Genomic DNA, 13,032 nt, shown 5'->3' on the forward strand with positions numbered 1-13,032 from the left:
CTGCGTGCTGCTTTGGTGAAGACACCGGGTCACATCTGCCGTCAGATGTGACAAAACGGGCACTGGTGGGTACAACAAGGGGCGGCACGACGGGCGACGCATGACCCGGCACGGGAATCTTTACCGCCGACCGGACGTTGACCGGATAACGACGACAGCGACACCTGTCCTGTGGGCGACAAGCCCGGGAGGCACGATTCATGAGTGAGCGAGCTCTTCGCGGCACGCGCCTCGTGGTGACGAGCTACGAGACCGACCGCGGCATCGATCTGGCCCCGCGCCAGGCGGTGGAGTACGCATGCGAGAAGGGACATCGTTTTGAGATGCCCTTCTCGGTCGAGGCGGAGATTCCGCCGGAGTGGGAGTGCAAGGTCTGCGGAATCCAGGCACTCCTGGTGGACGGGGACGGACCTGAGGAGAAGAAGGGCAAGCCTGCGCGTACGCACTGGGACATGCTCATGGAGCGTCGCACCCGCGAGGAGCTGGAGGAGGTCCTCGCCGAGAGGCTGGCCGTCCTGCGTTCCGGCGCCATGAACATCGCCGTGCATCCGCGCGACAGCCGCAAGTCCGCCTAGCGGACCGCCGCAAGAGCACAACGCCGCGGGGCCCGGTACACAAATCGTGTACCGGGCCCCGCGGCGTTCGCGCGCGCCCGTGGCGCGCGTACGGATCAGGGCATCAGCGGCGGGCGGGGCTCCTCGGGCCGGCGAGGGCCCTGGGGCGCGTCCTCGCGGATGACCTCGCCCTGGACCACCTTCCCGTCCGGCCGGTGGATACGGGCCTGCTGGAAGGCGTCCTGGAGGCTGCCGGGAGGCGCGGCGCTCATCCGGCGCTCGACGGCCTTCTCCGCGTACCGCCCGAGGAACGAGCGGACCTGCGGGATCAGCAGGAGCAGACCGGCCGCGTCCGAGAGGAAGCCGGGAATCATCAGGAGCAGGCCGCCCAGCATCAGGAAGCCGTTGCGGTCGTCCGCGCCGGCCCGGTCGGCGGGCGAGGGCGCCACGCCGCCCTGTGCGGCCGCCTGGGCCTGCTGGAAGGTCGAGGTGAGGTTGCGGAAGGCGCGGCGGCCCGCCCGCTTGACGACGGCGGCGCCGAGCACGGCACCGCCGACGAGCAGGAGGAGGACGGTCAGTCCGCCCACCGCGTTCGCCACCACCGTGAGCAGCCAGATCTCCAGGACCAGCCAGGCGGCGACGCCGAGCGGAAGGAACGTACGCGCGCGTGAGCGCTTCGGGGCGAGGGGAGGCGGTGCGCCGGTCGTCATGGTCCCCAGTGTGCCTGGCGCCCCGCCGGAACGTCGTAAAGGAAGGATCAGTGCGAAGGATCGGTACGGAAGTCGGCCGGACGTCAGGAGGACTTGCGGCCGAGCAGCTTGCCGACCTTCTCCGCACGGGCCGTCAGACCCCAGCCGGTGACCCGCCACAGCGCCTCGACGACGATGTTGCGGCTCATCTTCGAGTCGCCGATCTCGCGCTCCACGAAGGTGATCGGGACCTCGACGACGTGGAAGCCGGCGGCGATCGCGCGACGGGCCAGGTCGACCTGGAAGCAGTAGCCCGCCGAGGCCACGTCCTCGAGCCCCAGGCCCTCCAGGGTCTCCTTGCGGAAGGCCCGGTAGCCGCCGGTGACGTCGCGGATCGGGACGTCGAGCATCACGCGCGAGTAGAGGCTGCCGCCCCGGGAGATGAACTCGCGGGACTTCGGCCAGTTCACGATCCGGCCGCCCGGCACCCAGCGGGAGCCGAGGACCAGGTCCGCGCCCTTGAGGGCGGTGAGCAGCCGCGGGAGCTCCTCCGGCTGGTGGGAGCCGTCGGCGTCCATCTCGACGAGGACGCCGTAGCCCTGCTCGATGCCCCACCGGAAGCCGGCGAGGTAGGCGGCACCGAGCCCCTCCTTGCCCTTGCGGTGCAGCACGTGCACATGGTCGTCCTCGGACGCGATCTCGTCCGCGAACTTGCCCGTGCCGTCGGGGCTGTTGTCGTCGGCGACGAGGATGTGCGCCTCGGGTACGGCCTCCCTCACCCGCGCGACGATCGGCTTGATGTTCTCCGCCTCGTTGTAGGTCGGAATGATCACCAAGGCCTTGCCGAGCGGACCGTAACGCCTCTGGCCACCGTCGTTCACTACTGCCCCTTCGGATACATACGCAGGACCCCACCATAGCGAGGTCCCCGGGGTGCTCCGGCGTGGCGGGTCGAGTGGCCCGGGTGACAGACCGGACGGAAGGGACCACCGGGACGGGTGACGTGCGGTGCGGGGCCGGGCGTCCTTCGGTCCGACCCGGGATCCGCTGGCTGCGGATCGCCCGAGAGCCGTTGTCTACTGAACGTCCGGGCCCCACCCGGGTCGCACCTTCCGCCGGAGAAACCTTCCCTCGCGACCGAGGCGCGGGCGGCGTTCGGCTACGACGTGGGGGTGCGGTCCGGTCGGACGTCCTGTGGTGGACGCGGTGAACCTACCCGCCACCGACCGGCGACTGTCAACACCCGCTTGACCTGCGAAGACTCCTCAAAAGGCCAGGCCGGAGGGGAAGATCCGCAGGTCGGGGACAAGCGTGCGGGGCGACGGTCCAGGGTGCGAAATGTCCCTATATCACTCGTTCGGTCGCTCGAAGACCGTCTGCCCGTACACCACCGTGCGCAGACAGACGGGGAGGTCGACGCCGGGCGACAGATCGGGCAGACCGGGCGTTCCGGAACGGGGGTCGGTGGACCAGCGGGCGACCCGGTCGTCGGGCGCCTGGACGACGAGCTCCTCGGTGCGCCAGACCGCATAGTCGGCGGGGGCGCCGGGGACCAGCGTCCCGGCGTCGTCCCGGCCCACGGCCCGCCAGCCCCCCCGGGTGTGGGCGGTGAAGGCGGCGCGGGCGGAGATCCGGTGCTCGGGGGTCCGGTGGAAGGCGGCGGCGCGGACGGTGCCCCAGGGGTCGAGCGGGGTGACCGGGCTGTCGGAGCCGAAGGCCAGCGGCACGCCGGCGCGCAGCAGTGCCGCGTACGGGTTGAGGGTGCGGGCCCGCTCGGCGCCGAGCCGGTCGGCGTACATGCCGTCCTCGCCGCCCCAGAGGGCGTCGAAGGCGGGCTGCACGGAGGCGGTGAGTCCCAGCTCGGCGAAGGCGGCGATCGTCTCGGGGGTGAGCATCTCGACGTGCTCGACGCGGTGCCGGGCGGCCCGGATCCGGGCCAGGCCGAGCTTCTCGGCGGCGGCCCTGACGCCCTCGACGACCGCGGTCACCGCCGCGTCCCCGATGGCGTGGAAGCCGGCCTGGAGACCCGCCTCGGTGCAGGCGACGACGTGCAGGGCGATGGTGGCCGCGTCCAGGTGGGCCGAGCCGCGGTGCCCGGTGTGGTCGGCGTACGGCTCGTGGAGGCAGGCCGTGTGGGAACCGAGGGAGCCGTCGGCGAACAGGTCGCCGGCCGCGCCGAGGGCGCCCAGGGCCCGCGCCCGCTCGACGTCGAGGTCGGCCCAGTAGCCGACGACCCGGGGCCCGGCCTCCTCGCGCGCGAGGTCCAGGAGGCCGGTGAAGTCCTCCTCGGAGGAGATCTGCGGTCCGCCGCACTCGTGGAGGGTGCCGATGCCGAGGGAGGCGGCGTGGGCGCGGGCGGCGCGCTGGGCCTCGGTGCGCTGGCCGGGAGAGACCGCCGCGAAGGCGGCGGCGCGCACGGCGTGGTGGGCGTCCCCGGTGAGCGGCCGCTGCCCGTCGTGGAAGCCGTCCAGGTCACGGACGCCGGGCACGAGGTCGAGGAGGGCGGTGGTGACGACGGCCGAGTGGACGTCGATCCGGGTCAGGTAGAGCGGGCGGCCGCCGGTGAGTTCGTCGAGCTCGGCGCGGGCGAGCGGGCGGCGCTCGGGCCAGCGGGAGGCGTCCCAGCCGTGGCCGATGAGGATGCGGTCCTCGGGGCGGGCGGCGGCGTGGGCCCGGATCAGCTCGGCGGCCTCGGCGAGCGAGGCGGCGGAGGACAGGTCGAGCCCGGTGAGGGCGAAGCCGGTGGCGGTGGTGTGCACGTGCGCGTCGACGAACGCCGGGGTGACGAGCGCGCCCTCCAGGTCGACGACCTCGTCCACGCCGGACGCGAAGGCGTCGGCCGCGCCTTCGGAGCCCACCCAGGCGACGTGACCGCGCTCCACCACCATGGCGGTGGCGAAGGGGTCGGCGGGGCTGTGGACTTCTCCACCGCGCAGCAGCACGGTGCGGTGGTCGCCGGGAGACGCAGGAGGCATGGACTCGCTCATGCCCACCAGGCTAGGACCTGCCGGAACCCGGTTTGTCCGGCAGGTCCCCCCTTCGGTGGGCCGGGTGCGTCAGATGCGCGGCGGCCTGGCCTCGTACGGGGTGGACAGGACGACGGTCGTGCGGCTGGAGACCCCCGCCTGGGAGCGGATGCGGCTGAGCAGGTGCTCCAGCTCCAGCGGGGTGGCGACCCGGACCTTGAGGATGTAGTTCTCGTCGCCCGCGACGCTGTGGCAGGCCTCGATCTCCGGGATGTCGGCGAGCCGGTCGGGGGTGTCGTCGGGGGCGCTGGGATCGAAGGGTTTGACCGAGATGAACGCGGTGAGCGGCAGGCCCACGGCCTCCGGGTCGACGACGGCGGCATAGCCGCGGATGACACCGCGCTGCTCCAGACGGCGGACGCGCTGATGCACCGCCGACGTGGACAGGCCGGTGGCCTTGCCCAGGTCGGTGTAGCTCATGCGCCCGTCCTTGACGAGCAACTCCACGATCTGACGATCCAGCTCCTCCATGCGGTGACCCTATGGCCCCGGAGCGACTCGGGCACAGCCGGGGGCGCTCCGTATAGGGCGCTATGGGCTGTCACGGGGCACCTGCGACGGGCATGTGACGAACGCCACAGGTTTGCGCCCGGCCTGGACCACCGCCTCACGGTTATGCGGAGTTCCGCATGGGAAGTGCTTGCTGTGGTCGAGGCCGCACAGATCCGGCCGACCCAGCCGAGGGGGAGAATCCCAATGCAGGAGCCTGTTGAATCGGTCGACACGTCCGACGAGCTCGACGCGTACGACACCTTTGAGATGTTCCGGGTGGTCTGCCCGGAGTGCGTGCAGCCCATCGCGCTGCTCGCGGACGAGGACGCGCTGCCGGAGCACGCCCTCTGCCCGACGCCGTGGAACCCCTTCGTCCTGACGGTCTGCCCGGGCACGGGGCTCTCGGCCTCCGAGGCCCGCCCCGCCGACGACGTCCTGGGGGTCCAGGAGCAGGACACCGCACTGCTCCTGACGCTCCCCCAGGGACTCGACTGGCGCACGCAGCCCTTCTCGCACGTCGGCGGTCCGGGCTCGCGTCCGATCCGGGTGCCGCAGATGCGGCGCGCGGCCTAGGAGCCTGTCCGACCCCGATCCGCCGGACAGGCCCTGAGCCTTCCGGCTACCAGTAGCTTCCCCGCACCATCGCCGCGAGCGTGGCGTGGTGCAGGATCAGGCCGTCGGGGTCACCGGGCACCTCGACCTCGCCGAAGTGGGCCTGGCGGTACGCGATCCTGAGCATCACGATCGCGTGCCGCAGCGCCGCGTAGAGCGTGTGGAACTCCATGTCGCGCGGGGTGTGCCCGGTCAGTTCGGCGTACCGCCGCTCGATCGCGTCGCGCCGCAGGAAGCCGGGGAGTCCGGGCTGGCCGAAGCCCACGGTCAGGTCCTGGAAGAAACGGTGCAGGTAGACGGTCCAGCCGAGGTCGACCTCGCGGGGGACGTACGCCGCCATCTCCCAGTCGAGGACGGCGGCGGGCGTGAATCCGTCGTAGACGATGTTCCCGATGCGGGCGTCGCCCCAGCCGAGGACGGCGGGGCCCTCGTCGGCCGGCCAGTGCTCCTCGAGCCAGTCGAAGGCCGACTCGATGAGCGGCGAGGGCGCGAGTCCCTCCACCACCCAGGCGTAGTAGGCGCGTTGGGCGTCGACGTGACGCCGCAGCGGGCTCCCGGTGCCTTCGGGCAGCAGGAACTCGGCCTCCTTCGCGGGGAACTGGTCGTGCAGCCTGGCCAGTACGGCGACGGACTCGGCCTCCAGGTGGGCGCGTTCGGCGTCGGTGGCGGCGTGCAGCCAGTTCCCCTCGTACGTGTAGGGCATGACGTCCGGCGGGACGCGACCCTCGGCGCGGGCCATCACGAAGAAGGGGGCGCCGAGGGGTTCCGGGTCCTCCTCCAGCCAGAGCACGCGCGGCACGGGGACGTCGGTGTGCTCGCCGACGAGGCGCATCACGCGGTGCTGGCGCGCCATGTCGTAGACGGGGAAGACGGTGTACGCGGCGGGGTCGGCGGCGAGCCGCAGGGCGCAGCCGCGTACGGGGGCGTCCGGGTGGTCCAGGTCGAAGAGCAGGGTCTCGCTGGACATGCCGTTGGAACCGGGGACGGCGAGGTCGGTGACCCCGGCTCCGGGCAGGTACCGGTCCAGCCAGGCGGTGAGCCGCCGGCCGAGCTCCTCGGGGTCACGGGTGGTGGTGCGGGGGCGGGGCGCGGTGGCCAAAGGACGCTCCTCAGTTGGCTGTCGAGGTGTGGTCGGCGAAGCCGCTGGGGTCGTGGCGGCCGAAGGAGCCGTGCTCGAAGATGCCGTAGCCGGTGCGACCGTCGAGGGTGAAGCGGGCGGCGTGGTCGGTGACGCCGTAGGCGGCCATGGGGTGGGCGGCCGGGTCGGAGAGGTCGTAGACGCGGCGGTCGGTCCAGCCGCGGCCCTGCCAGGTGCCGTGCTGCCAGTCGGTGGCGGGCGGATAGCCGGAGCCGACGGCGAGCGGGGAGGAGGCGAGGATCTCGACGCCGATCTCCAGGGGTTTCCCGGCCGGGTCGGCGAGGTGGACGGACGCCCTCTCGGGGTGGCGGGTGCCGGGCCGGTACGTGATGTCGGTGCGGGGCCAGCCGAGTTGGGTGTCGCGGTGGCCGTTCCGTACGAGCAGGGCCTCGTTGAGGGTGCGGTAGCCGTCGGCGTCCTCCTGGGCGATGACCATGAGGAAGCGGTCCTCGAAGCGCATCGGGATCCAGAGCCAGTGGAAGCCCTCGGGGCGGAACTCGGCGGCGCGGCCGGGTTCCTCGCCGGGGAGGGGGCGGACGCCCCAGCTGCGGTCGCGGGTGCCGGTCCACTCCCCCGCGGTGACGGTGAACTCCTCGCCGCCGGCCCTGATGGTGCCCGTGCAGTGTCCGGCCTGGACGAAGCGGCGGCCTTCGAGGGTGAGCCTGCCGCCGTGGCGCTGGGTGTGGTGGGGTTCCCAGACGGCGGGGAAGTCGCCGGTCCAGGTGAGGTCGAAGGAGAGGCCGTCGGGGTCGTCGGGGTCGGCCGCGCAGTGCAGGGAGAGGCGCTTGAGCGGTTCGTCGACGGTGATGGCGAGCGGGCCGACGGAGAGGTTCGTCCGGTCGTCGCCGAGGGCGTCCGAGGCGCGGACGGCGTGCAGCCGGTCGCCGGTGCGCAGGGTGGCGTAGGCGTCGACGACCCCGGTGTTGGGGTAAACGCCGAGCCCGGCGATGAGCAGGGCGCGTCCGGCGTGGTCGAAGACGTGGAAGATGCACCGGTCGTAGGCGTTCCGGTCGCCGCTGACGTGGTGCTTCATCGAGAGCGGTGCCTGGTGCACGGGGTATTCGTCGAGCGCGACGGGCCGGTCGTCGTCCACGGCTGACCTCCTGAGCGGCGAATGGGATCTGACGGTACGTCAGCTACCGGTCCGGGGACCAGAGTCGTGCACCGGGTACCGGGCGAACTGCCGCTCGAATCCGCTCGGCGGTGACCCCGGCCGCCGGGGCGCGTTGGTCCCGGCATGACGACGCTGTACACCACTCCCAGCGGTTACGGTCGGCACCGGCAGGCCGACCCGCGCGGTGAAGAATCGGTTCCTCAGTCGACGCCCCCGTCGGCGACCCAGTCGACGGCGCCCTCGGCCGCGACGGCGACGGCGACGGTGATGGCTACGGTGACGGCGCCCGCACCGGCCTCCGTGCCCGTCCCGGTTCCCGTACCGGCGCAGGGGCAGGCGGCACAGGCGCAGGTGAAGCCCCCCGTCCCCGCCGACCCGCCCATCTACCGGGACGTGCTCTCCCTCTGGGCCAGCCAGGGCCGCACCCTGCCCGGCCACCGCGACCAGGAGTGGGCCCGGCTCGCCGCGGGACCGGTCTGGGCGGACCGCACCGTACGCGTCAGCGGGACTCTGGTCCGACCAGGTGACGGGCGATGACCACGCGCTGGATCTGATTGGTCCCCTCGACGATCTGGAGCATCTTCGCCTCGCGCAGATAGCGCTCCACGGGGAAGTCCGCCGTGTAGCCGTAGCCGCCGAGCACCTGCACCGCGTCCGTCGTGACCTGCATGGCGGCGTCCGTGCAGAAGAGCTTGGCCATCGCCGCGCACCGGCCGAAGGCCCGCCCCTCGTCCCTGAGCCGCGCCGCCTCCAGGTACAGCGCGCGGCCCGCCTCGACCTTGGTCGCCATGTCGGCGAGCAGGAAGCGGAGCCCCTGGAAGTCGGCGATCGGCCGGCCGAACTGGCGGCGCTCCCGCGCGTACGCGACGGCCTCGTCCAGGGCCGCCTGGGCCAGGCCCACGGCACAGGCGGCGATGCCGAGCCGCCCCGAGTCCAGGGCGTCGAGCGCGATCGCGAAGCCCTGCCCCTCCGCGCCGAGACGGCGGTCGTCGGCGACCCGCACCCCGTCGAAGTGGAGCTGCGCGGTGGGTGAGCCCTTCATCCCCATCTTCCGCTCGGGAGGGGCGGCGCTCAGCCCCGGCGCGTCCCCCGGCACGAGGAAGGCGGTGATGCCGCGCGCGCCCGGGCCGCCGGTACGGGCCATGACGGTGCAGAAGTCCGCGATCCCGCCGTGGGTGATCCAGGCCTTGGTCCCGTCGATCACCCAGTCCTCGCCCTCCCTCACCGCCCGGGTCCGCAGGGCCGCCGCGTCCGATCCGGCGGAGGGTTCGGAGAGGCAGTACGCGCCGAGGAGGCCGCCGCCCAGCATCGCGGGCAGGTGCGCGGCCCGCTGCGCCTCGGTGCCGAAGCCGGCGAGCGCGTGGCAGGAGAGCGTGTGGACGCTGACGCCGAGGCCCACGGTGAGCCGGGCCGCGGCGAGTTCCTCCAGGACCTGGAGGTAGACCTCGTACGGCTGGCCGCCCCCGCCGTACTCGGGGTCGTACGGCAGTCCGAGCAGCCCGGAGCGGGAGAGCAGTGCGAACAGCTCGCGGGGGAAGCGGCCGTCGGCCTCCTCCTCCGCGGCGCCCGGGGCGATCTCCCGGCGGGCGATGTCACGCACCAGGGAGAGCAGTTCCCGGGCCTCGTCGGTGGGCAGTCGGCGCTCGACGCCGTCCGCGGTGCTGTCGGCCATGGTCGGACGCTCCTCCCTGCCGGGCGCGCGGGGCGCGGCGATCGGGGGGAGTATGCCCGTTCCGTACCGGAGGATCACGCGGCCACCGGGGATCCACACGGTTGCCGGTCGACCGGCCTCACGTCACATGAGACCCGCCCGGGTGACGAGGACGGCGAGCAGGACGACCAGGGTCCAGCCGAGGACGTGCTCCAGGATCTCGGGGCCGTCCTCGCGGGGGCCGCCCGTGCGGGCGCGGACGAGGAGACGGGAGTGGGTGGTGGAGGTCATGGCCACCACCTTGCGCCACGGGACCGTCCCCGGGGTAGGACGCCGGTCACGTCCCCGGGACCGGCGCGCCTCGGTTCGGGACCGGCGCGCCTCGGTCGGGACGGCCATGCCTCGGTCCGGGACCACCACCTCTCGATCCGGAACCGCCGCGTCTCGATCCAGGGCCGCCGCGCCTCGCCCCGGGGACCGCTCTCCGGCGTTGCGCCGGAGAGCGGTCCCCGGGCAGGCGTCGGCTTCCGAACGGGTCAGGCCCGCAGGGCCGCGTACGCTTCCAGCCAGCCTGCCGCCAGTCGGTCACCGCGGGTGAAGACGGCGGCGCCGCAGCGCCCCGCCGCCGGGTCGGCCGGGTCGGCGGGCGGCAGGAGCAGCGTGGTCTCCTCGGCGTCGGCGAGGTGCAGGGCGGTGGTCGCACCGTTCCACAGGCGGATCACGGCTCCCGGCGGGGCCCACACCCGGACCGTGCCGTCCTGGAGGGTGAGGCGGGCGCCGGTGGCGCGTTCCGCGAGGAGCGCGCGGTAGCGGTCCGGGGTGAGGGCGCAGTCGCCCGGCGGCGTCGGGCCGTTCCAGTCGGGCGCGTCGATGCCGCGGGCCCGGGCCGCGTTCCACAGGCGCGGGACGAGGCCGGGCGCGAGCGGGGCCGTGGCCATGCGCTCGCACATCCAGAGGAGGCGTCCGGCCCCTCGGCGGACTCCCAGGGTCCGCCAGCGGATGCGCAGCGCGAGGTCGCCGGCGACGACGGCCACCCAGGGGTGGACCGTGCCGAGGGGGCCCTGCGCGCCGAGCCAGGCCAGGTAGCGCCGGCCTTCCTCCAGGATGCCGGTCATGGATTCCACGGGGATGCCGAGGACGTACGCGGGGCGGCCGCGGAAGAGGTTCGGCCGGGTCGCCGCGAGCAGCAGGACCGCGCGGGCCAGGTCACCGGCCTGGGGCCGCTGCTCGTCGTCGGCCTGCGCCGGTTCCTCCGCCGGGCCGAGGCCCCAGGGATCGTCCGGTTCGTCGTCCGTGCGCTCGGTCTCGCGCAGGACCCGGCGCAGGGCGGACTTCGCCCGCTCGGTGAAGGGTGCCTGTTCGAGTACGGGGAGGCGGGTGCTGAGCAGGGCCGCGAGCAACTGCTCGGCGGCGAGCGGGTCTTCGGGTACCGGGGCCTGCCGCAGCGCCGTCGCCAGGTCGTCGGCGATCGTGGCGTCGACCATGAAGCGGCTGGTCAGCCGGCCCAGCGGGGTGGGCTCCAGACGGTCCTCGTCGGCGGCGGGGCGCAGACAGCCCACCTCGGCGAGGAACTGCGCCGCCTCGTGCAGGGGTTCGACGCTGTCGTGGCCCTGGTACGCGGCGAAGGTCCCGGCCCACCAGGTCTCCGCCCCCTCCAGGGTCGAAAGGCGCTCCTGCACGGCCTCGGCGAGGAGGTGGTCGGCCAGGTGCTCGTCCAGACGCGACCGTACGGTGTATCCGGCGGCCAGCCGGGCCTGCCAGTGCGCCCGTTCCGCCGGGTCGGTGAGCAGGAACGCCCAGCCCTCGCGCTCTCCGGCGCCGATGCGCCCGGCCCGTCCGAACATCTGCTGGACCATCGACACCTCGACGCGGTCCAGGCCGAGGGTCGTGTCGCAGACGATCACCGCGCGGGCGGGGAGGTTGACGCCGGCGGCCACCGTGGAGGTGGCGACCAGGATCTCCGCCTCACGGGCCCGGAAGGCCTGCTCGGCCTCCCGCTTGTAGGGCCAGTCCCGGTAGTGCAGCCGTACGCCGGCCTTGGTGCAGAGCCGCTCGACGAGTTCGGCGTCGTCCGCGTCCACGCCCGCGGTCGGCACGCCCCGGTCGGCGGCCAGCGCGAGCGCCGTGGCCCGGACCCTGCGCTTGCTGCCGCAGAAGACGAGGACGCTGCCGCCGTCCGCGGTGACCTGCCGGGCGATGCGTACGGCGGCCCCGGTGCGGACGGCGGCACGCGCCGCCCGGTCTGCCTCGTCGACCGGGGGCAGGAGGGGCAGTTGCCAGGTGAGCCGGGTGGGCCGCCAGGTGGTGCGGACCAGGCGGGCGCCCAGCCACTCGGCGACCTCGTCCGCGTTGGCGACGGTCGCGGACAGGCCGACGATCCGGGTGGCCGCGCTGTCCTCCCGTACGCGGGCGAGGAGCGCTTCCAGTACGGCCCCGCGCGTCGGGTCGCCGAGCAGATGGATCTCGTCGACGACCAGGCAGCCGACCTCCGCGAGCGCGTCCCGCAGCGAGCCCGCGCGGCAGATCGCCTCGAACTTCTCGGTGGTGGCCACCCACACGTCGGCCGACCGGATCAGCTCCGTGTCCACCGCGGCCTCACCGGTCAGGCGCACCACCCGCAGCCCACGGCTCCGCCACAGCTGGAGCTCGCGGTCGAGTTCGTCGGTGAGCGAGCGCTGCGGCACCAGCCAGGCCGCCTTGCGTCCGCGGGCATGCGCCTCAAGCGCCGCGACCATCCCGATCGGGGTCTTTCCCGCCCCCGTCGGCGCGACGACGACCAGATGCCCGGTGCCTTCGAGGACCACCGGGACGGCGGCGGCCTGCACCGGGTTGAACGACGGGTGCGGAAGGAGAGCGGCCCAGTCGGCCGGCACCAGCTCGCCGACGGGCACGTACGCGTCGCCGTCACCGTCCGGCAGCTCCTCCAGCGCGTCCCACTGGGCGGCGAAGGCATCCCGGGCCGCCGCCGCCCAGGGTCCGGCGGCGGGGGCCGCGCCGTCCGGACCGGCCGCGACCAGCTCCGTACGGCCGCCGGTGTCGCTGACGGTGCCGACCTCCCCGGCCTCCTCCCAGTACCGGCTGACGCGGTACGGGACGTCCCGCTCCTTCAGCCGCGTCCGCAGCTCCTCGTACTCCGGTCCTTCGGGGAGGATCACCCGTACGTCCTCGGCCGCCGCGAGCACCGCGTCGGCCGGACGCCACGTGGGATCGGCGACCTTGCACCACGACAAGGCGCGCTGCTCGGTCGCGTCGGGCACGACCAGGTCCTCGGGCCACGCCGGACCACGGCCCGGACGCGGCTGCGCCGGGACCTTGACGACGGCGGTCACGGTGGGGGCCGGACGGGCACGGGCCGCCCGTCCGCCTTGGCGGGGCACGGCGTCGGTCAGCTGGTCGTACCGCTTCACCCCGAGATCGGCGAGGGTGAAGGCGGTGGGACAGGCGGGGCAGACGAGCGCCGTGTACTGGTAGGTGCGGCCCTGGGACTCGTACGGTCTGCGCAGGGCGTGGAGTTCGCCGCCGCACGCGGGGCAGCGACGGTCGACGGTCTCCGCATGGCTCCAGCCCGGCTCCGCGAACCGTGCCGGGAACTCCCCGGTCGGTGTGACCCCCCACCGCTCCTGTGCCAGCTCGATGACAGATCCCTGTACGTCGGCCTCGTCACTGCGCATGGTCCGACTGTGCCACTCCATGATCATCGCGCGCAGGCGGTTCTCAGCCTTTCCCCCGATCTAGCGGCTGCCGCCCCGCCTGCCC

General features: G+C 73.6%; 12 protein-coding genes. 3 read left to right on the forward strand and 9 right to left on the reverse strand.

Features of this window, described 5'->3' with window-relative positions; all coding sequences use genetic code 11:
- Nucleotides 1-200 precede the first annotated feature (200 nt).
- Nucleotides 201-575, forward strand: coding sequence for an RNA polymerase-binding protein RbpA (locus SVTN_RS06495; protein ID WP_015032218.1), 375 nt, complete (start codon nucleotides 201-203; stop codon nucleotides 573-575).
- 95 nt (nucleotides 576-670) lie between these two features.
- Here the strand turns inward: SVTN_RS06495 and fxsA are convergent, their stop codons facing one another.
- The 4 genes from fxsA to SVTN_RS06515 all read right to left on the reverse strand — a co-directional run bounded on the left by fxsA (nucleotide 671) and on the right by SVTN_RS06515 (nucleotide 4,740).
- Entirely contained in the window at nucleotides 671-1,264 is a 594-nt protein-coding gene (fxsA, locus tag SVTN_RS06500; protein ID WP_041128190.1) for an FxsA family membrane protein, read from the reverse strand.
- Nucleotides 1,265-1,347: 83 nt separating this feature from the next.
- Nucleotides 1,348-2,124 carry a polyprenol monophosphomannose synthase gene (locus tag SVTN_RS06505; RefSeq protein WP_041128191.1) on the reverse strand — a complete coding sequence of 259 codons (777 nt, stop codon included), beginning with the start codon at nucleotides 2,122-2,124 and terminating at the stop codon, nucleotides 1,348-1,350.
- 468 nt (nucleotides 2,125-2,592) lie between these two features.
- Nucleotides 2,593-4,230 (reverse strand): amidohydrolase, encoded by a 1,638-nt coding sequence (locus SVTN_RS06510; protein WP_041128192.1) that lies wholly within the window; start codon nucleotides 4,228-4,230, stop codon nucleotides 2,593-2,595.
- Nucleotides 4,231-4,299: 69 nt separating this feature from the next.
- Nucleotides 4,300-4,740, reverse strand: a complete 441-nt coding sequence (locus SVTN_RS06515; protein WP_017242178.1) for an Lrp/AsnC family transcriptional regulator — start codon at nucleotides 4,738-4,740, stop codon at nucleotides 4,300-4,302.
- A 225-nt stretch (nucleotides 4,741-4,965) separates the two neighbouring features.
- On the opposite strand from SVTN_RS06515, the gene SVTN_RS06520 reads away from it, so the two are divergent.
- Nucleotides 4,966-5,334: a hypothetical protein gene (locus SVTN_RS06520; RefSeq protein ID WP_078908239.1), complete on the forward strand. Its 369-nt coding sequence runs from the start codon at nucleotides 4,966-4,968 to the stop codon at nucleotides 5,332-5,334.
- 46 nt (nucleotides 5,335-5,380) lie between these two features.
- Here SVTN_RS06520 and SVTN_RS06525 read toward each other — a convergent pair whose 3' ends face one another.
- Together SVTN_RS06525 and SVTN_RS06530 are read right to left on the reverse strand one after the other, a co-directional pair.
- Complete coding sequence (locus SVTN_RS06525; protein WP_041128193.1) at nucleotides 5,381-6,472, reverse strand: phosphotransferase family protein; 1,092 nt, start codon at nucleotides 6,470-6,472, stop codon at nucleotides 5,381-5,383.
- A 10-nt stretch (nucleotides 6,473-6,482) separates the two neighbouring features.
- A complete protein-coding gene (locus SVTN_RS06530) occupies nucleotides 6,483-7,544 on the reverse strand; it encodes an Rv3169 family protein (protein ID WP_425429044.1) in 1,062 nt (353 codons plus the stop codon).
- A gap of 204 nt (nucleotides 7,545-7,748) precedes the next feature.
- Between SVTN_RS06530 and SVTN_RS46370 the strand changes: the two genes are divergently transcribed.
- On the forward strand, nucleotides 7,749-8,162 hold the full coding sequence (locus tag SVTN_RS46370) for a hypothetical protein (protein WP_342669661.1): 414 nt from the start codon (nucleotides 7,749-7,751) through the stop codon (nucleotides 8,160-8,162).
- Here the strand turns inward: SVTN_RS46370 and SVTN_RS06540 are convergent.
- The 3 genes from SVTN_RS06540 to SVTN_RS06545 all read right to left on the reverse strand — a co-directional run bounded on the left by SVTN_RS06540 (nucleotide 8,125) and on the right by SVTN_RS06545 (nucleotide 12,947).
- Nucleotides 8,125-9,297 (reverse strand): acyl-CoA dehydrogenase family protein, encoded by a 1,173-nt coding sequence (locus SVTN_RS06540; protein ID WP_041133663.1) that lies wholly within the window; start codon nucleotides 9,295-9,297, stop codon nucleotides 8,125-8,127. The two genes, SVTN_RS46370 and SVTN_RS06540, sit on opposite strands and share 38 nt — an antisense overlap.
- Before the next feature lie 123 nt (nucleotides 9,298-9,420).
- Complete coding sequence (locus SVTN_RS43670) at nucleotides 9,421-9,567, reverse strand: SCO1431 family membrane protein (RefSeq protein ID WP_107072737.1); 147 nt, start codon at nucleotides 9,565-9,567, stop codon at nucleotides 9,421-9,423.
- Between the two features lie 245 nt (nucleotides 9,568-9,812).
- Nucleotides 9,813-12,947, reverse strand: a complete 3,135-nt coding sequence (locus tag SVTN_RS06545) for a DEAD/DEAH box helicase (RefSeq protein WP_245727461.1) — start codon at nucleotides 12,945-12,947, stop codon at nucleotides 9,813-9,815.
- Nucleotides 12,948-13,032 lie beyond the last annotated feature (85 nt).

Origin of the sequence: Streptomyces vietnamensis (assembly GCF_000830005.1) — a bacterium.
Taxonomy (GTDB): Bacteria; Actinomycetota; Actinomycetes; order Streptomycetales; family Streptomycetaceae; genus Streptomyces; species Streptomyces vietnamensis.